Source organism: Haloferax marinisediminis, assembly GCF_009674585.1.
GTDB classification, from domain to species: domain Archaea; phylum Halobacteriota; class Halobacteria; order Halobacteriales; family Haloferacaceae; genus Haloferax; species Haloferax marinisediminis.
The window spans coordinates 2,628,541-2,647,811 of the sequence record NZ_WKJP01000001.1; the positions used below are offsets into that span (position 1 = coordinate 2,628,541).

At 61.3% G+C, this 19,271-nt stretch carries 15 protein-coding genes; 6 read left to right on the top strand and 9 right to left on the bottom strand.

Going from position 1 to position 19,271, the window contains the following annotated elements; translation table 11 throughout:
- Positions 1 to 2: 2 nt before the first annotated feature.
- The 5 genes from GJR98_RS13645 to GJR98_RS13665 all read right to left on the bottom strand — a co-directional run bounded on the left by GJR98_RS13645 (position 3) and on the right by GJR98_RS13665 (position 5,027).
- Positions 3 to 746, bottom strand: coding sequence for an ABC transporter ATP-binding protein (locus GJR98_RS13645; protein WP_151139193.1), 744 nt, complete (start codon positions 744 to 746; stop codon positions 3 to 5).
- Positions 743 to 1,501, bottom strand: a complete 759-nt coding sequence (locus GJR98_RS13650) for an ABC transporter ATP-binding protein (protein ID WP_151139194.1) — start codon at positions 1,499 to 1,501, stop codon at positions 743 to 745. The genes GJR98_RS13645 and GJR98_RS13650 overlap by 4 nt, the downstream gene beginning before the upstream one ends.
- Positions 1,501 to 2,640 carry a branched-chain amino acid ABC transporter permease gene (locus GJR98_RS13655; protein WP_151139195.1) on the bottom strand — a complete coding sequence of 380 codons (1,140 nt, stop codon included), beginning with the start codon at positions 2,638 to 2,640 and terminating at the stop codon, positions 1,501 to 1,503. The genes GJR98_RS13650 and GJR98_RS13655 overlap by 1 nt, the downstream gene beginning before the upstream one ends.
- Positions 2,637 to 3,605, bottom strand: coding sequence for a branched-chain amino acid ABC transporter permease (locus GJR98_RS13660; RefSeq protein WP_151139196.1), 969 nt, complete (start codon positions 3,603 to 3,605; stop codon positions 2,637 to 2,639). The genes GJR98_RS13655 and GJR98_RS13660 overlap by 4 nt, the downstream gene beginning before the upstream one ends.
- 126 nt (positions 3,606 to 3,731) lie before the next feature.
- Positions 3,732 to 5,027: a substrate-binding protein gene (locus GJR98_RS13665; RefSeq protein ID WP_225316422.1), complete on the bottom strand. Its 1,296-nt coding sequence runs from the start codon at positions 5,025 to 5,027 to the stop codon at positions 3,732 to 3,734.
- Positions 5,028 to 5,861: 834 nt separating this feature from the next.
- On the opposite strand from GJR98_RS13665, the gene GJR98_RS18000 reads away from it, so the two are divergent.
- Positions 5,862 to 6,155, top strand: a complete 294-nt coding sequence (locus GJR98_RS18000; RefSeq protein ID WP_323849379.1) for a hypothetical protein — start codon at positions 5,862 to 5,864, stop codon at positions 6,153 to 6,155.
- Positions 6,156 to 6,264: 109 nt separating this feature from the next.
- Here GJR98_RS18000 and GJR98_RS13675 read toward each other — a convergent pair whose 3' ends face one another.
- From GJR98_RS13675 to GJR98_RS13685, 3 genes are all read right to left on the bottom strand, one after another.
- Positions 6,265 to 7,875 (bottom strand): long-chain-fatty-acid--CoA ligase, encoded by a 1,611-nt coding sequence (locus GJR98_RS13675; RefSeq protein WP_151139198.1) that lies wholly within the window; start codon positions 7,873 to 7,875, stop codon positions 6,265 to 6,267.
- A 181-nt stretch (positions 7,876 to 8,056) separates the two neighbouring features.
- The gene (gene acs / locus GJR98_RS13680; protein ID WP_151139199.1) at positions 8,057 to 10,054 is read right to left on the bottom strand and encodes an acetate--CoA ligase; all 1,998 of its coding nucleotides are present in this window, start codon (positions 10,052 to 10,054) and stop codon (positions 8,057 to 8,059) included.
- A 224-nt stretch (positions 10,055 to 10,278) separates the two neighbouring features.
- Positions 10,279 to 11,979: an acyl-CoA mutase large subunit family protein gene (locus GJR98_RS13685; RefSeq protein ID WP_151139200.1), complete on the bottom strand. Its 1,701-nt coding sequence runs from the start codon at positions 11,977 to 11,979 to the stop codon at positions 10,279 to 10,281.
- A gap of 237 nt (positions 11,980 to 12,216) precedes the next feature.
- Between GJR98_RS13685 and GJR98_RS13690 the strand changes: the two genes are divergently transcribed.
- From GJR98_RS13690 to GJR98_RS13700, 3 genes are read left to right on the top strand one after another with little or no spacing between them, the layout of a single operon-like run.
- Positions 12,217 to 14,142: a NosD domain-containing protein gene (locus GJR98_RS13690; RefSeq protein ID WP_151139201.1), complete on the top strand. Its 1,926-nt coding sequence runs from the start codon at positions 12,217 to 12,219 to the stop codon at positions 14,140 to 14,142.
- A complete protein-coding gene (locus GJR98_RS13695; RefSeq protein WP_151139202.1) occupies positions 14,135 to 14,896 on the top strand; it encodes an ABC transporter ATP-binding protein in 762 nt (253 codons plus the stop codon). Before GJR98_RS13690 ends, GJR98_RS13695 begins: the two co-directional genes overlap by 8 nt.
- Positions 14,893 to 15,699: an ABC transporter permease gene (locus GJR98_RS13700; protein ID WP_151139203.1), complete on the top strand. Its 807-nt coding sequence runs from the start codon at positions 14,893 to 14,895 to the stop codon at positions 15,697 to 15,699. The genes GJR98_RS13695 and GJR98_RS13700 overlap by 4 nt, the downstream gene beginning before the upstream one ends.
- 24 nt (positions 15,700 to 15,723) lie before the next feature.
- Here GJR98_RS13700 and GJR98_RS13705 read toward each other — a convergent pair whose 3' ends face one another.
- Complete coding sequence (locus GJR98_RS13705) at positions 15,724 to 16,368, bottom strand: FAD-dependent oxidoreductase (RefSeq protein ID WP_151139204.1); 645 nt, start codon at positions 16,366 to 16,368, stop codon at positions 15,724 to 15,726.
- Positions 16,369 to 16,650: 282 nt separating this feature from the next.
- On the opposite strand from GJR98_RS13705, the gene GJR98_RS13710 reads away from it, so the two are divergent.
- Entirely contained in the window at positions 16,651 to 18,411 is a 1,761-nt protein-coding gene (locus GJR98_RS13710; protein WP_151139205.1) for a 2-oxoacid:acceptor oxidoreductase subunit alpha, read from the top strand.
- Positions 18,408 to 19,271: a 2-oxoacid:ferredoxin oxidoreductase subunit beta gene (locus GJR98_RS13715; protein WP_151139206.1), complete on the top strand. Its 864-nt coding sequence runs from the start codon at positions 18,408 to 18,410 to the stop codon at positions 19,269 to 19,271. The genes GJR98_RS13710 and GJR98_RS13715 overlap by 4 nt, the downstream gene beginning before the upstream one ends.

Sequence of the window (19,271 nt, forward strand, 5' to 3'; positions counted from 1 at the left end):
CGTTAGACACCGAGGTAGCGTTCGCGAGTCTCTTTGTCGTCGCGGAGTTCGTCTGCGGTACCGTCGAAGACGATTTGCCCCTGGTCGATGACGTACGCCCGGTCGGCGAGTTTGATCGCTGCCGCAGCGTTCTGTTCGACGAGGAGGATAGTCGTCCCCGCATCGCTGATGCGTTCGACCGCATCTTCGACGTCCTCGATGATTTTGGGTGCGAGCCCCTCGTACGGTTCGTCGAGGAGGAGCAGGTCGGTGTTCTGCTTCAGTGCGCGTGCGATGGCGAGCATCTGCTGTTCGCCACCGGAGAGCGTCCCTGCTCGCTGGTCTTTCCGTTCGTCCAGTCGCGGGAACTGGTCGTACACTTCCTCGGTCGACATCCCTTTGTGACCGAACGAGAGCGACCGACCCCACGTGTTGGATTTGTTGTTTACGACCTCTGCGAGGTGGAGGTTCTCCGCCACCGAGAGGTTCGGGAAGATACGGCGCTCTTCTGGGACGAGTGAGATGCCCTTCACAGAGACGTCCTCTGCCGGGACGCCGGTGATGTCTTCGCCCTTGAACCGGATGTGACCCTCTCGAACGTCCGGCGGCGTTGCACCGGAGATACAGCGGAGTGTCGTAGTCTTGCCGGCACCGTTGCGGCCGAGGAGTGCACAGATTTCGCCTTCCTCGACGTCCAGCGAGAGGCCACGGATGATGTGGCTCTCACCGTAGTAGGCATTTATCGCGTCGATTTCGAGCAGGCTCATATCTCGACACCTCCGAGGTAGGCCTCTTGAACGGCTTCGTTACCCCGAATCTCGTCGGGGGTCCCTTCGGCGATGATACCACCGCGACTGAGGACGACGATGCGGTCAGAGATGCTGAAGACGATTTCCATGTCGTGTTCGACGAGGACGAACGTGAGTCCGAGGTCACGCTTGACTTGCTCGATGAGTTCGACCGTCGACTTCGTCTCCTCGGGAGACATACCGGCGGTCGGTTCGTCCATGAGGAGCAAGTCAGGTTCACTGGCGAGTGCGATACCGATCTCCAGACGACGCTTGTCACCGTACGGAAGGTCCGTCGCGACGGTGTTCGCGCGGTCGAGCAACCCAACCGAGTCGAGAGTGTTTCGGGCGACGTCGTGGACGTCAGTGAGGGAGTCTCGGTGCTTCAAGAACTCGAAGCCGAAGGCACCGCGTTCGGCCGCGAGTGCGGCAATCTCAGCGTTTTCCCGGACCGTGAGGTCGGGGAAGATAGACGCGGTCTGGAACGATTTCGAGATACCGCGTTGGACCACTTCGTGTGGTTCGAGATTGACGATCGATTCGCCCTTGAACCGGATATCTCCGCTCGTCGGGTCGAGTCGACGCGTGATGAGGTTGATGAGTGTCGACTTCCCGGCGCCGTTCGGGCCGATGATAGAGACTCGCTCGTCCTTTTCGACGGTCAGGTTCACGTCGTCGGTGGCGACGAGACCACCGAACTCTTTGACGAGGTTCTCAGTTTCGAGGAGTGCCATCAGCGGTCACCTCCCATGCGGTCGGAGACGAACGTACGGACACGTCCGATGATACCCCACAGACCGTCTGGGACGACCCAGACGACTGCGACGAACACGATGCCGAGGAGGAGATGCCAGTAGTAACCAAAGTCTTGGATGAGTACGATGTCGGTGAATGGGATCGTCAGAACCTGGATGGTGCTGACGATGTTCTCGATGTAGAGGTACAATCCGACCCCGAGGACAGGACCGAACATCGACCCTGCGCCGCCGAGGACAGTCATCACGACGATGTCTCCGGACTCCGTCCAGAACAACGATTGGAGCGGAACGTAGGCGCCGTGGATGGTGAAGAGGCTTCCCGCGAGACCGGCGAAGGCACCGGAGATGATGAACGCCATGAGTTTGTACCGCCAGACGTTGAGTCCGACGAACTCGGCGCGCTGTTCGTTCTCACGGATGGCGCGGAACACCATGCCGTACGGCGAGTTGAGGATGCGGTACGCGACTGCCACAGCACCGACGAAGAACAGGCCCACGAAGGCGTAGAGCCACGTTCCGAGGAGCATCCCACCGATAGAGGGGATGTCCGCTTCGAGGTGGATGACACCGAAGAGGTTGCCAACGTCGACGCCGGTGAGTCCGTTTTCACCGTTGGTCAGGAACGCGAGTGGCGAGGCCGCCATGAAGTACATCATCTGTGCGAACGCGAGCGTCAGGATGGAGAAGTAGATTCCACCGCGACGAAGCGAGAGGAACCCAAGTCCCCACGCGAGGAGCACCGCGAAGAGCGTCCCCGACAGGACCATCACGATTGGGTCGCCGCTGACGTTCTTCGCAACGATACCTGCGGCGTAGGCCGCACCACCCCAGAAGGCGGCGTGACCGAACGAGAGCAAGCCAGTGTATCCGAGGAGCAAGTCGAATCCGATGGCGAAGATGCCCCAGATGAGGATGAGCGTGGCGAGACTCTGGTAGCCCTGGAGGAAACCGGAGACGAAGGGCGCACGAGCGAAGAGCCACGGGAAGATTGCGACGATGATGGCCGTGAGGCCGACGACAGTTCCTTCCCTGCCGCGAAGTTGTTCCCAGCGGCCAAACAGGTCGCCACCGATGAGCGTCTCGTTCGCGCTTGGGTTGGCGTCTTTCTCGCTCATGGTGCCACCTCCTCGTCACCGAGGAGACCCTGTGGCCGAGTCAGAAGCACGATTGCTGCAATCGCGTACAGACCGACCTGCGACCACGCAGGTGCGAGCGACACGAGTGCGGCCGTCGTGAGTCCGAAGACGATGCCACCGACGACTGCACCGGCGATACTCCCGACACCACCGATGACGACGGTGAGGAACGCCGGAACGAGGATGTTCGTCCCGATCGTCGGGTTGACGACGTTCAGCGGGCCGCCGACCACGCCCGCGACACCGGCGAGTGCCGCACCGATACCGAAGACGACGATGTACGGACGGGTAATCTTGATTCCGAGCAGCCGGACCATCTCCGCGTCGCGAGTCCCTGCGCGGACCACCAGACCGAAGTCGGTGTACTCGACGAGCAGGTAGACGAGCGCGACGAGGACGGCCGTGATTCCGATGACCCAGAGACGCCACTGCGGGAAGTTCCCGACGATTGGGAGGGCGACGGGTCCGGAGACAGGAATGCCTGCGAACGACCCGAACGAAAGGATTCGTTCTGGCTGATCGAACGGCAGACTGTTACTCCCGAACAGGATGCGGAACAGCTCCTGAACGACGATGGCGAGACCGAACGTCACGAGAATCTGGTCGGTGTCTGGCCGGTCGTAGAACGGACGAGCGACGAATCGCTCCATGAGCAGACCGACGACGAATACCAGAAGCGGGACCAACAGCAACGCTGCGAAGAAGCCCCAGTCTAAGCCGATGGACGAAAGGCCCCATTCGTACAGTTTCCCGTTCGACAGTGGGACGTTCAACGCGACGAACAGTCCGGCGTACGTGCCGATGAGATACAGCGCGCCGTGGGCGAAGTTGACGAACTTGAGCGTTCCCAAGATGATGGAAAGACCAACTGCCAACAAGACGTAGATGGCCCCCTGCTGAAGCCCGTTGAGCAGGATGACGAAGATGTCGGAGAGGATGCTCATGACCGACCACCGTCCCGTCTGCGATTTGAGTTAGATTCTAGCATGGGTATGTTACTCTTACTCATTTACGTGTGCGTGGTTGTCTGCGATTAACTTTCATTAATATAACGGTGTTGGCAGGGGGCCTTACTCGTAGGAGCCGAGTTCACACTCGGCGGCCGGGCCTGCGTCACATGCGTATCCGAGGTCGTCGCGACTGGTGATGTTGACAATCTCGTAGTACTTCCCGGCCTCCTGTTCGGAGCCTGGGAGTCCCTTCACGACGGGCACGTCGCGCTGAGCCTGGTGGTCACAGCCACGCATGGTCTCTGCGCCCATCCCGATGTTGTCGTATTCGTAGTCTTCCAGTTGCTTGATGACCTCTGGTGGGTAGAACGTCCCTGCACGCTCGACTGCGGCGGCGTACTGGAGCGTCTGTGCGTACGCGACCTGTGCCGGGCCGGACGGAATGCGGTCGTACTCGCTCTGGAACGCATCAGTGAACTCTTTCGACGGGGTGTTGTCGATTTGAGAGTCCCACGCGAGCGTTCCGTAGACGCCTTCGATTGCGCCGCCGGCGGCTTCGGCCATCGGACGGTTGTACAGCGGAACGATAATCTCCATGTCCTCGTTGATACCCGCGTCGACGGCCTGTTGGATGGAGTTCGCACCGTCGAGGCCGTAGTGGTTGAGGATGAGTACGTCCGCACCGGAGCTCTGTGCTTCGGAGAGGTACGTGGAGTAGTCCGTCGTCCCGAGCGGCGTCGCGACAGATTCGACTTGCTCCCAGCCCGCAACATCAGTCATGAACTGTTCCATCGACGCCTGTTGGGTCTGGCCCCAACTGTAGTCGGCGTAGAGCTGGTAGAAGCTCAGCCCTTCTCCGTAGGCCTCTTTCACGACCGGCGCCAGCGCCTGCCCGGTCATGTACGCGTTGAACATCTCACGGAAGGAGTAGCGGACGCAGTCCTTCCCGGTCGTGTCGTTCGAGTGCGTCAGACAGGCCATGAACATGACTTTCTCGTTCTGACACAGTCCTTGCACTGCGATTGCCACCGCAGAGGACGACCCACCGGAGATCATAATCGCGTTGTCACGCTGAATCATCCCCGACGCAGACTGTCGTGCCTGGTCTGCGTCCGTCGCGGTGTCGCCGTCGACGTGGTCGATCTCGTAGCCGAGGACGCCGTCGCCAGAGAGGTCGTCGAACTGCGTGTCCACCCAGCCGCCGCCCTCGTTCAGGTGCTTCACCGCAAGCTCGTACGCTCGCAGTTCGTCTTCACCCTCAGACGCGTATGGTCCCGACTGTGGAACGTTGAACCCGAATACTGCCGTGTTCCCTTCGATTGGGTAGTTCCCCAGTGCAGGATAGTCTTCGTCGCTGCCGCCGCCACCGCCGCCACCGCCGCCACCGCCGCCAGTACAACCAGCCAGCCCAGCCAAACCGGCTGCACCAGTTGCCTTCAGCACATCTCGTCGATTGAGTGGCTTGGTATCCCGTGCCATAGACCAAACGACCGGATAGATGGTTAATAATTGTTATGTATATATACCCTTTAATTTGTATTAGTTATCGACCTAGTTGGCCGAATATATTAATATGATATTCTTAAACATACGTTAGATGTTTGTCATAGGAGGGCAGTAGGGCTGAGGTTTGTCCTTCCTAACGTCCTTCGAGAGTCCACAGTCAACAGACGTGGTGGTGCCAATGGGTTGTTCGGATAGGTGACAGTGGGCCAGCTCACTCCGTCGTAGAGTCCGCAACGTGACTAGTTTCGAACCGATGAATGCGACGGTTTAGCGCCCGTCAAATCAATTCTGTTGACTGTCTTTTGCCGACGACTGTTGGTGGTCTAGTACTGTCAGTATAATAGATATATCTCACATAATTTTAGTGATTCAACTCGATTTCCTGAATTCGACGGCCGCATAACATTCTGATACCCGTGAATCTCAGATATATAACTAATCCCGCGAGTAGCGACTCTGTAAACGCCACTTCGGTGGTAGATAGCCATGAAAAAAGATACATTTTCGACCTCACGTCGCTCCGTCCTGAGACTCGGTGCTATGTCGGCACTGGGTATCGGGGTTGGCATTCCAGCGGTCTCTGGGAGTGCGCTAGCCCACGACTGTCCCAGAACACCCGGGTTCTGGGCGAACCATCCAGACCACCCGAACTGGCATACAGACAGTGCAAAAAAGGCCAGTGAAAAGTACGGTGTGACGCACGAGAACCTCCTGGCCCCCTCCAAAGGCGACAAGAAATTGATAATGGCCAAACACCTGATGGCCACGATTCTGAACTTCCAGGGCCGGGAAGACGATTACCAAGACGACGGCTGTGTCGATGCGGAAATCACGATGGACGGCCAGTACGACGGCTGGACCGTTCGGACGGTGAAGCAGGAAGCACAGCAGTGGTACAAGTACGCCAGCGATGGCCAGAAGAAGTGGGTCATCCAAATCAACGGCAACGAACTCGACGGCGAGGCGCTCAAGGACGTCCTCGATTACTGGAACAACGACCCAGCAAAGTTAGGCCTGTACGGTTGCGACTGCAAGTAGGACCTCCCCACTCGTTGCTCCACCATATTCTTCACACGTTTTTCTGATTCAGTTCGCTTCGACCACGAGAGAAAACCAACACCACCCGGAGAAATCCGCGGCCAGAGAACTATCCTTCTCCGACCATCCGGCCTTCGTCTTCCCACTCGCGCTCGCGGAGTTCGTACTTCTGAATCTTCCCGGTCGCCGTCTTCGGCAGTTCGGCGACGAACTCGATCTCTTTGGGAAGTTTGTACGTCGCGATTCGTTCTCGACAGAACTCGATGATGGCGTCTTCTGTCACACCCGGTGTGTCGGGGTCGCCACTGGTCGGGACGATGAACGCCTTCGGCGACTCACCCCACTCCTCGGATGGAACCGGGATGACTGCCACGTCGGCCACCTTGTCGTGGTCGAACAGCGTGTCCTCCAGTTCGATGCTGGAGATGTTCTCGCCACCGGAGATGATGATGTCCTTCTTGCGGTCCTGGATGCTGATGAAGCCATTTTCGTCCACGACGGCGAGGTCACCCATGTGGTAGTACCCCCCCAGTCGGTCGGAGAACGCTTCTGCTGTCTCTTCGGGTTTGTTCCAGTATTTGTCCATCACCTGATTGCCGGCGACGACGATCTCGCCGATGGACTGGTTGTCTCGGGGAACGTCGTTCCCGTCTTCGTCGACGACGCGCACGTCGGTGCCGAGATAGCCGATTCCCTGTTTCTTCTTGACGCTGAATCGGTCGCCGTCGCCCTCCAAGAAGCGTTCCGCGTCAGAGGTGGTGATGAGCGGCCCTGTCTCGGTCGCTCCGTAGACGTGCATGAGGTGCCATCCGAACTCGTCTTCGACGGTCCGAATCGTCGCTTCCGGCGGGGCCGCCCCCGCCGTCGCCGCGCGAACTGGGTTCGAGCCAGTGGTCTCGACACCGCCCTCGTCACGGTAGTGTTTCATCAAGATGTTCAGCACGGTCGGCGCGGCACAGAGGTACGACACGTTCTCGTCACGGATGGCGTCCAACACGGCCTCGGCCTCCACGCCCCGTGTGCAGATATGCTTCGCCCCGTGCCCGGTGATGGCGTAGATGTGTCCCCATCCGTTGACGTGGAACATCGGGAGCGTCCACAGGTAGACGTCGCTGTCCGAGATGTGCTGATGCATCGAGATGAGGTAGGCGTGAATCGTCTCCGCCCTGTGTGTCCGGCAGACACCTTTCGGGTCGCCCGTCGTCCCCGAGGTGTAGTTGATGGTGATGAGCTCGTCTTCGGCCATCTCCGGTCTGTCGTACTCGGTCGATTCGGCGATGATGTCGTCGAAGTCGAGCCAGTCGCCGTCGACCTCGTCGGGAGCGTTCGTGACGAAAATCTCCGTCGGAATGTCGTCTCGTATCGCCTCTATCTTCTCTGCGAACGCGTAGTCCGCGTAGATGGCTTTCACCTCGGCGTCGTTGAGCATGTACTCGAAGTCTGCCGGCACGAGGCGGTAGTTCAACGGCATGTGGACACCGCCGAGTTGCATCGTCCCGTAGGCCGCTTCGAGGTGGTAGTGCGTGTTCGGGTCGAGAACCGCGACCCGGTCGCCCTTCTCGACGCCTCGTGACTGTAACGCCGAACTGAACCCGTCTACCCGTTCGCCGAGTTCCGCATAGGAGAACCGTTCACCTGTCGTCGCGACGACCGCCTCCTCGTCTGCGTAGTACCTTCGCGCACGGTCGAGGAACTCGGTCACCAGGAGTGGTTTGTCCATACAGGCTGTCCTTCAGTAACGTTAGAGATAAATGTGCGGGGTGGTGACACGCACCGCGACACCGGAGCTGTCGGTCAGATTTCAACTGTATTCGGGAGGCACGTGAAACGACAGTTCGTCCACGTCGACCCGTCGCTATCCGCGTGAGTGAAAGAAAAACGAAGCCTGAGACGAGGCGAGTTTACTCGACTTGGACCTTTCGCTGAATCTCTTCGACGATTTCGGGGTTCCGAAGCGTCGTCGTGTCGCCGAGTTCTTCTTCGCCGTTCGCAATCTCTTCGAGGAGGCGGCGCATAATCTTGCCCGAGCGCGTCTTCGGCAGTTCCGGCGTGAAGACGACTGCTTCCGGCCGTGCGATGGGGCCGATCGCGTCTTCGACACCCTTGACGATGCGCTTGCGCATCTCGTCGTCTTCTGCTTGACCTTCCTCGGTGATGACGTAGGCGTACACGGCCTCGCCTTTCACCTCGTGGTTGCCGCCGACGACCGCCGCTTCGGCGACGCCCGTGACGCCGACGATTGCGGATTCGATTTCCATCGTTCCGAGGCGGTGACCAGAGACGTTGATGACGTCGTCGACCCGGCCGAGGATGGTGATGTAGTCGTCCGCGTCGATTTTCGCGCCGTCTTCGGGGAAGTACACCCAGTCTTCGGGGTCGTCGCTGTCGACGTCAGAGTACTCTCGCCAGTACTCTTCGATGAAGCGCTCGTCGTTCTTGTAGAGCGTCCGGAGCATGCCCGGCCACGGCTTGTTGACCGTGAGATAGCCCGCTCGACCTGCGTCGACCTGTTCTCCAGTCGTATCGACGATTTTCGCGTCGATACCTGGAAGCGGCGGGCCGGCAGAGCCGGGTTTCATCTTCTTGATTCCCGGGAGTGTCGTAATCATCATGCCGCCCGTCTCGGTCTGCCACCACGTGTCGACCACCGGGCACTCCTCGTAGCCGATGTGTTTGTAGTACCACTTCCACGCGCGCGGGTTGATTGGCTCGCCGACCGTGCCGAGGAGACGAAGACTCGACAGGTCGTGTTTCTCGGGGTGTTGGCTGCCCCACTTCATGAACGCTCGAATCGCCGTCGGTGCCGTGTAGAAGATGTCGACCGCGTACTTCTCGATGATGTCCCACAGACGGTCGCGGTTCGGGAAGTCCGGCGTCCCCTCGTACATGACCGTCGTCGTCCCGAGTGCCAGTGGGCCGTAGACGATGTAGGAGTGACCGGTAATCCAGCCGATGTCGGCCGAACACCAGTAGGTGTCTTCCTTCTCGATGTCGAGCACCGCGTGTGAGGTCCACGTCGCGTACGCGAGGTAGCCACCGGTGGTGTGTTTGACACCCTTCGGTTGTCCCGTCGTTCCCGACGTGTACATCAAAAAGAGCATGTCTTCGGCGTCGCGCTGGACGGGGTCGACGCGCTCGCCTGCGTGCTCGGCCAGCAACTCGTCCCAGTCGTACTGGTTGCCCTTGAGGTCGTGGCCGAAGCCGTCGTCACCCAGTCGGTCGACGACTACCGTCGCGTCGACACCGTGGTTCACGCCGTCGAGGCCTTCGTTAGCTTTGGCGAGGTGGTCGAGTGCGTCGCCACGGCGGTAGTAACCGTCACACGTGACGAGGAATCGGGAGTCTGCAGCGTTCATGCGCGTCGCGAGCGCGTCCGCAGAGAAGCCGCCGAAGACGACCGAGTGTGGTGCCCCGATACGGGCACACGCCAGCATGGCGATGGGGAGTTCGGGAACCATCGGCATGTAGAGCGTGACGATGTCGTCTTCTTCGACGCCGAGGTCTCTGAGCGCTGCTGCGAATTCGTTGACCTCTCGGTACAGGTCCTGATACGTATAGGTTCGTGTCTCTCCGTGTTCACCCTCCCACTTGATGGCGACGCGGTTCTTGTCGCCATTTTCGACGTGGCGGTCGACACAGTTGTACGAGACGTTCAGTTTCCCACCGGTGAACCACTTGTAGAACGGTGGGTTCGAATCGTCGAGCACCTCGTCGTAGTCGTCGTCCCAGTCCAGCATTTCGGCGGCCTGCTCCCAGCAGCCCGGCCAGTTCTCTTCGAACTCGTCGTAGACGGCTGGGTCAGAGACGTTCGCCTGTGCGACGAACTCCTCGGAGGGTTCGAACTCCTCCTGTTCAACCAGCCGTGCCTCGAGTTCACCGTCTCCGTCACCGTCTACCATAGTACGTGCTAACCAATAGAATCATCCATGATAAATCTATGTAGTTTTGCGACGGGGACGGCCGGTTTTGCCACTCAGAAAGGCTGCGGTATCGGGCGATTTTTGCGAATCTCCGACGGTGGGTCTGGCGGGTCTGAAAAGCCGAAAAAGTGAGTGAATTGGTGTTCGCAGAGAGTCTGCCGAGTTCCGAGATGGACGACAGAGAGGGGCGTCCACTCGGTGGCTTACATCACGCCGATGGTCTCGCGGTAGGTGCCGTACTCCTCGGCGAACACGTCCATAATCTCGCCCATCGTGACGTACGCTTTGACTGCGTCGACGAGCACCGGCATGACGTTCTCACCGTTTTTGACGGTCTCACGGAGTTCGTCGAGTGCCGCCTCGACTGCGTCGTCGTCGCGTTCGTCCTTGACCGAGTCGAGCCGTTCGAGCTGGCGGTCCTGCACCGCATCTTCGACGTGCAGGAGATCCAGGCGGGTGTCGTCGTCGGTGGCGTACTTGTTGACGCCGACGACGATTTCCTCGCCGTCTTCGACGCGCGATTGGTACTCGTAGGAAGCCTCGCCAATCTCCTTGTGGTAGTAGCCTTCGTCGATGCCGGCGAGCACACCGTCGCGGACGGAGCCATCGCCCATCTCGCGAATCTCTTCGATGTAGGCCATCGTCTCGGCTTCGATTTCGTCGGTGAGTTTCTCGATGAAGAAGCTGCCGCCGAGCGGGTCGATGACGTCGGCCGCACCCGACTCTTCGGCGATAATCTGCTGCGTTCGGAGGGCGACGGTGACTGCCTCTTCAGATGGGAGTGCCAGTGCTTCGTCGAAACTGTTCGTGTGGAGCGACTGCGTTCCACCGAGGACGCCCGCGAGCGCTTGAATCGTGACGCGGACGATGTTGTTGAGCGGTTGCTGGGCCGTCAGCGACTGCCCCGCAGTCTGCGTGTGGAACTTCAGTTGCTTCGAGCGCTCGTCTTCGGCATCGTACCACTCGGACATCACGTCGTGGTAGATGCGGCGGGCGGCACGGAACTTCGCCACCTCCTCGAAGATGGAGTTGTGCGAGTTGAAGAAGAAGGAGAGCTGAGGGGCGAACTCGTCCACGTCGAGGCCGCGGTCCATCGCGTCTTCGACGTAGGCGAACCCGTCTGCGAGGGTGAACGCGAGTTCCTGAATCGCCGTCGACCCCGCCTCGCGGATGTGGTAGCCCGAGACCGAGATGGGGCGGATTCGCGGCGTCTCCTCGGCGGCGAACTCGACGGTGTCGGTGACGAGTTTCAGCGAGGGTTCCGGCGGGATGACCCACTCTTTCTGTGCGATGAACTCTTTGAGCATGTCGTTCTGGAAGGTGCCGCCAATCTGGTCGCGGGGGACGCCACGGTTGTCCGCGAGCGCGACGTACATCGCGAAGACGACGGGGGCAGAGGGGTTGATGGTGAACGACGTGGTGACCTCGCCGATGTCGATGCCGTCGAAGAGAATCTCCATGTCGCGCAGGGTGTCGACGGCGACGCCTTCTTTCCCGACTTCTCCATCAGACAGCGGGTCGTCAGAGTCCTTGCCCATGAGCGACGGCATGTCGAACGCCGTCGACAGACCAGTCTGGCCGTTCTCGATGAGGTAGTGGAAGCGCTCGTTCGTCTCCTGTGCAGTCCCGAATCCAGCGAACTGGCGCATCGTCCACGTCCGACCGCGGAACATCGTCGGGTAGACCCCGCGCGTGTACGGTGCTTCGCCGGGGAACCCAAGGTCCTCCTCGTAGCCGAGTTCGGCGACGTCCTCGGGCGTGTAGATATCGTCGACTTCGTGGTTCGAGACGGTGGCAAACCGGTCTTTTCGTTCGCCACCCTTCTCGAGGAAGGGGTCACGGGTCTCAGACTCCCACTCGTCGCGCGCCTCGCGGATAGACGCTAAGTCCTCGTCGTCGTACATGCTCGGAAATCAGTATGGACGATGATTAATGATTCGGGTCACCTCGGATTGGTGAACGGTTCGAGTGAGAGACGGCCCACTGTCGTGAACCGTTCGACGAACAGACCATCGTACATATCACCTCTCGCGGACGTAGGCCCGCACATGTGTAGCGTGGAGAACGACACAGGCCTTGCATCGGGGGACAGTCGCCTGCGACCCACCAGTGGCCACGAGGCCAACGGGCGCTGACAGACGATGGCACTCGTAACCCCGACAGCGGCCAAGTGGGTCGCCGGTGTGGTGACCGTCGTGCTCGTCCTCGCAAGTGTCTCGTTCGTCATTCCTGCTTCGGGTGCAGTCTCACCCGTCCCCTTCGACGACACGGTCAAGACCGGCGGGACGGCCGTCGACAGTCGACTGTCGGAAGTCGAAGGTTTCGAGGTTCCTATCGCGCAGGTCCACTTCTCGCAGTACCGGTACGTCATCGGCTACTACGACGTGACGACCGCTGCGGCCGACGTGTCGTCTGCCGAGAGCGCGCGCCAGTTCGGCGACCCACTCGCGGTGTTCGTCTCCGACTACGCCAGCGTGACGCCACTCGTCGACGACGACGGATACCTCAGAACCAAACACAACCGCACCACCGGTTGGGTCGAGGCATCGGATGCGTCGTTCGTCGTCGACTCCGGTGCCCGTGTTCCCACTGGGCCAATCGTCGTGCCGTTTTCAGACCCGAGTGCGGCGACATCGTTCGCCGACGAGTACGGCGGCGACGTCGTCGACTGGCAGACGCTCCGCGAGCGCTCGGAGAGTCCACTCTCGACGCGACTCGACGCCTTCGACGCTTCTGTTTCCGACCACCAGAACTGGGTGAACCAGACCACTGCTGCGAGTGATTCACTCTTCGACCGGCCCGTCTCGACTGTCGTCGGCGAGGACGCGCCGACCATCGAGGCGGCCGTCGAATCCGCACCCGCGAACACGACCGTCTACGTTCCGGCGGGCACCTACTCGGTCGATACGATCTCCCTGAATCGCTCGATTACCCTCGTCGGCGACGGCCCCGACACCCGACTCGTCGGCGATGGCAACGGGACTGTCGTTCACGTCCGGGCTGACCGGGCGGCCGTCGGGTCGCTCGCTATCTCGGGTGTCGGCGACGTGGGAACGCGTCGCGTCCGGGCGACCAACGAATCCGTCGACTGGGACACTCGCGTCCAACTCGCCTACGGCCGCGGTGACGCCGGTATCGTCCTCGACGGCGCGAACGAATCCACCGTTCGTGATGTCACCATCGACACACCGTCGAGTGGTGTCATCGTCCGCGAGAGCGCCGACAGCGTGCTCGCAAACATGACCGTACAGGGCGCAGAAACGGCCTCAGAGGGGTTCATGGGTGTCGTCCTCATCGGTGAACGCTCGGTGGTCGAGAACTCGACGTTCCTCGACGGCCGCGACGGCGTCTACACCCATCGGGCCGACGGGAGCGTCGTCAGGAACAACCACATGGAAGACGGTCGCTACGGCGTCCACCAGATGTACACCTCGAACATGCTCGTCGCCGACAACGTCGTCCGCGAGAACAGAGTCGGGGTAATCATCATGACACGCCCCGTCGGGAACCTCGTGGTCGGAAACGACGTCCGCGACTCTGATTTCGGATTCATCCCCGCCGGGAGCGACACCTACGTCGCGGACAACGTCTTCGCCGACAACGAGTACGGCATGGACGTGAGCGGCGACCGGCAAGTGTACACGCGAAACGTCGTCGTCGGCAACGACGTGGGCGTCCGTGGGAGTTCGACGTTCCCGACGAACGTCGTCGTCGGCAACGACATCGTCGACAACGACGTGCAGGTCGAATCGACTCTCGGCCCCATGCGGACGTGGACACGAGAGGGAGACGGAAACTACTGGGGCGACCTTCCGCTCGAAGATACCGATGGGGACGGCGTGTACGACCGGGCGTTCCAACCATCCGGCCCGGTCGACGCCGAGCTCGGGAGAGACTCGGCAGCACTCACCCTCTCGCGGTCACCCATGATGGACGCACTTCGCCGCGCCCGAGACGACGTCGCCGGCCTCCGTGGGTCGGGTGTAGTCGACGCAGCACCGCGAACGAACCCAGTCCAACCAGACGTGGTTGCCGGGCTAAACACGACGGAGCGAGCAGATGTCTGAAGGAGACACCGAGGTACGAGAGACGAGCGTCGAATCGGGTGACGAACACCGTGGCCACGCAATCGAGGCGATTGGCCTCTCCCACGCGTACGGAGACATCCACGTTCTCGAAGACGTGTCGCTGTCGGTCGCGCCGGGCGAAATCGTCGCACTCGTCGGGCCGAACGGGTCAGGGAAGTCCACGCTCCTCCGGTTCCTCGCGAAGGTTCGCGCGCCCGACGACGGGACGATTCGGGTCGGCACCAACGGACACACTCGCGTGGGGTACTTGCCGCAACAACCGGGCTTCCGAACAGGGTTCACCGCCGTCGATACGCTCCGGTTCTACGCGCAGTTCGTCGACGACAACGTGGACGTGCACGATATCCTCGACCGCGTCGGACTCGCCCACGCGGCAAACCGGCGAGTCGAAGCACTCTCCGGTGGGATGACTCGCCTCCTCGGCCTCGGTCGAGCACTCATCGGCGACCCGGCCGTCCTCATCCTCGACGAACCCGCGAGCGGCCTCGACCCGGGAATGGTCGAGCGACTCTTCGGTATCGTCTCTGACCTCGCCACCGACGGGACGGCAATCATCCTCTCGTCGCACAACCTCGGCCCAGTCGAGCGAACCGCAGACCGTGTCCTCGTCCTCGACAACGGGACGTTCGTCGCCGATGGCGCACCACGAGATATACTCGAGTCAACCGGTGCAACGGACCTCCAGACAGCGTTCGGTGAACTCGTCACGACCGACGAGGTGGACGGCCGATGAGAGACGCCGATGCGCTCTTTTCTATCGCGGCACGCGAACTCCGAACTGTCGTCCGAACGCCTGCCGTCCTCGCCCTCTCGGTCGTGTTCGGACTCACGGTCGTCGCCGTCGCGGCCGCAGGGTCAGGGTCGCGCGGTGGATACGTCCCACTCGTCCTCGATTTGACCCCGTTCGTCGAAGCGCTCGTCCCACTCCTCGCCTTCGCACTCTGTTACCGCGCAGTGCTCTCGGACCGACAGACCGGCGAGTTAGACGTCCTCCGAACGTTCGACGTCTCTCGTCCCGCCTACGTCGGCGGCGTGTATCTCGGGCGAAGTCTCGCACTCGTCGCCGTCGTCTTCGGGTCGCTTCTCGTCGCGGCCGCGACCGTGCCGGTGTTGTCACCGCCCAAGCCGACCTTCCTCGCGGTGAATGCGGCGGCCGATTCACCCGTCGCGTTCCTTCGGTTTACTGTCCTCGCAGTGGTCTTCGCGCTGGCGACAGCGGCTGTCGCACTCGCAATCTCAGCTGCCGCGCGCACCACCAGACAGGCACTCGCCTTCGCCGTCGGATTGCTCGTCGTCTTCATCGTCGGCGTCGACGCCGCAGCAGTCGCTGGACTCGCCTCGGGAACCATCGGAATCGACGCTGTCCCGTTCGTCCTCGCAGCGAGTCCGAACGGTGCGTTCCGGTCGCTCGTCTTCGGTGTCGCCGTCGAGTCAGGAAGCGGGACCACGCCGCTCGTGGCACTCCTTGGACTCGGTGGGTGGGTCGTTGGGGCACTCGCCGTCGCCGTCGTGACGGCGTGGCGCCCCGTCGAGTGAGAACGAAGAGACCGGTTCGGCTACCTATCCGAAGTTTTCGACTTTTGCGGCGTCCGCGTCGCCGCCCGCTGCCTCGATCGCCTCGACGGCGGCGTCGACGAAGTCGGCGAATCCGTAGACGAACACCTGCTCGGCTTCGCTTCCGGTGAGTGCTGCTGCCACAGCGTCGGAGAGGTCAGCATCGTCGTCGGTGACGACGACGCTCGCGCCATCGTTTCCGAGGGCGTCGAGTCGGTCTTCATGCGCGGGCGCGTCATCAAGGTATACGACAGCGGCCTCGTTTCCGTCGGCGACGGCCGCCTCGGCGATACCGACTGCGGGGCCGATGCCCGGGCCGCCGGCGAGGACGACGACGCGGTCTTCGCCGTCGTAGTAGCTCTGTCCGAACGGACCGGAGAGGTCGATGGTATCGCCCGCGCTGAGCGATTCGAGGTGTCGGCTGAACGGACCTCCTTCCTCGGGGTCGATACCGACGGTGACTTCGAACGTGTCGGTCACGCCGGGCGAAGAGAGCGTGTAGAAGCGGGCGTACGACTCGCCGTCGACGTCCGCAGAGAGTTTGACGAACTGGCCGGGGTTGGCCTCGAACTCTGCTGGCGTCTCGAACTCGATGGCGACCGTTCCGGGCCCAACGTCGTGGGCCGCGGCGACGGTGACGGTTGCGTCCATGGACTCGCTTCGGTGTAGGCTCACAAGGGCCTTGCCTTCCGTACCGCGTCACCGCACACTGACACGTGAAGATGCGGAGATGATTGCCGCGAGAAGGCCAAATTCAGGATAATTGGACAATTGTCCACCGTGCGGCGAGAGAGTACAGAATCGATACGGATAGCCCGTCGAAAAACACACTCTCGGCGTCTGGAACACCGGTTTCCATATATCGACTCCACTGATGTATTACACAAATTTTCAGAAGGCTTTTGACCCGGCTATGGGTAGATTTCACTCAGCATGCCTGCGGACTTCAATTGGGCCATCGGCGGCGAGGCTGGCGATGGTATCGACTCCACGGGGAAGATTTTCGCTCAGGCACTCTCCCGGGCTGGACGTCACGTGTTCACCTCTAAGGATTTCGCATCGCGAATCCGTGGTGGCTACACGGCGTACAAGGTTCGGACTGCCATCGACCCCGTACAGAGCGTCGTCGACAGACTCGACGTGCTCATCGCACTTACACAACGAACAATCGACGAGAACCTCGACGAACTCCACGAGGGCTCCGTCATCATCTACGACGGTGACCGCTCGACTATGGCTGACGTCGAGATTCCGGAGGGGATGATTGGGCTGGACGTTCCCCTCAAAGCACTCGCCGAGGAAGCGGGTGGCGCCATCATGCGCAACGTCGTCGCACTGGGTGCGGCGTGCGCCGTCGCCGACTTCCCCATCGAGAACCTCGACAGCGCACTCAAGAAGCGCTTCGGCGGGAAGGGCGAGGCCATCGTCGAGAACAACAAGAAAGCAGCTCGCGCCGGACTCGAATACGTTCACGAAGAGTTCGACTACGAGTTCGACTACGACCTCGAAACGACGGACAACGACTACGTCCTCATCAACGGCGACCAGGCAATCGGTATGGGTGCCATCGCCGCTGGCTGTCGCTTCTACGCCGGCTACCCCATCACTCCCGCGACCGACGTGATGGAGTACCTGACCGGCCGAATCGAGCGCTACGGTGGCCACGTCGTGCAGGCGGAAGACGAACTCGCCGCCATCAACCTCGCACTCGGTGCGGCACGCGCCGGTGCACGCTCGATGACGGCGACCTCCGGTCCGGGTATCGACCTGATGGCCGAGACGTTCGGTCTCGTCGCCACCTCGGAGACGCCACTCGTCATCGTCGACGTCATGCGCTCCGGTCCCTCGACGGGGATGCCGACGAAGCAAGAACAGGGCGACCTGAACATGATGCTCTACGGCGGCCACGGCGAGATTCCGCGGTTCGTCGTCGCTCCGACCAGTATCTCTGAGTGTTTCTGGAAGACGGTCGAAGCGTTCAACATGGCCGAGAAGTACCAGGTTCCGGTCTACGTCGCGGCCGACCTCGCGATGGCCGTCACGGAACAGACCTTCGCACCGGAAGTCTTCGACATGGACAAAGTCGAAATCGACCGCGGCAAGGTCGTCGACGAAGACTCCATCGACGAATGGCTCGACGAGAAGGGCCGGTTCCAACCGCACGCCCTCACCGACGACGGCATCAGTCCGCGCGCGTTCCCCGGAACGGAACAGGGTGCCCACATGTCGACGGGTCTCGAACACGACGAACTCGGTCGCCGGACCGAAGACAGAGAGATGCGTGTCGAGCAGGTCGACAAGCGCGAACGCAAGGTCGAGACGGCGAAATCGTCCGAAGACCTCTCGCCGCGTGAGTTCGGTGACGCCGACTCCGACACCCTCATCCTCTCGTGGGGTTCGAACGAGGGTGCGCTCGTCGAAGCACTCGACTTCCTCGAAGAGGATGGCATCGACGTTCGCTTCCTGTCCGTGCCGTACATGTTCCCGCGTCCCGACCTGACCGAGGACATCGAGGCGGCCGACGAAGTCATCGTCGTCGAATGTAACGCGACGGGACAGTTCGCGAACGTCGTCGAACACGACACACTGACCCGCGTCAAGCGCATAAACAAGTACGACGGCGTCCGCTTCAAGGCGGACGAACTCGCAGAGCAGATTAAGGCAACCCTCGACGCAGAGGAGGTTTCAGCATGAGCTCAGACGTCCGCTTCACCGACTTCAAATCAGACAAGCAACCGACCTGGTGTCCCGGCTGTGGGGACTTCGGGACGATGAACGGCATCATGAAGGCGCTGGCCAACTCCGGCACCGACCCCGACAACACGTTCGTGGTCGCCGGTATCGGCTGTTCCGGCAAGATTGGAACGTACATGCACTCGTACGCCATCCACGGCGTCCACGGGCGCTCGCTTCCCGTCGCCGCCGGCGTCAAACTGGCCAACCCCAACCTGACCGTCGTCGCCGCCGGTGGTGACGGTGACGGGTACTCGATTGGTGCAGGCCACTTCATCCACGCTGTCCGCCGCAACGTCGACATGGCGTACACCGTCATGGACAACCGCATCTACGGCCTGACGAAGGGGCAGGCGTCGCCGACCTCGCGTGAGGACTTCGAGACGTCCACGACGCCCGACGGCCCACAACAGCCGCCGGTCAATCCGCACGCACTCGCACTGGCCGCCGGTGGGACGTTCATCGCGCAGTCGTTCGCGACCGACCACAAGCGCCACGCCGAAATCGTGCAGGCAGCCATCGAACACGACGGCTTCGGCTTCGTGAACGTGTTCAGTCCGTGTGTCACGTTCAACGACGTGGACACCTACGACTACTTCCGCGACAACCTCGTGGACCTCGCAGACACCGACCACGACCCGACCGACTACGACGCGGCCAAAGAGAAGATTCTCGACTCCTCGAAGGAGTACGAGGGAATCATCTACCAAGACGAGAGCTCCGTCTCCTACGAAGAGAAGTTCGGCGTCACGGAGAACATGTCCGACATCCCATCGGGCGCACCCGACGACGCGATGGACCTCGTTCGCGAGTTCTACTAA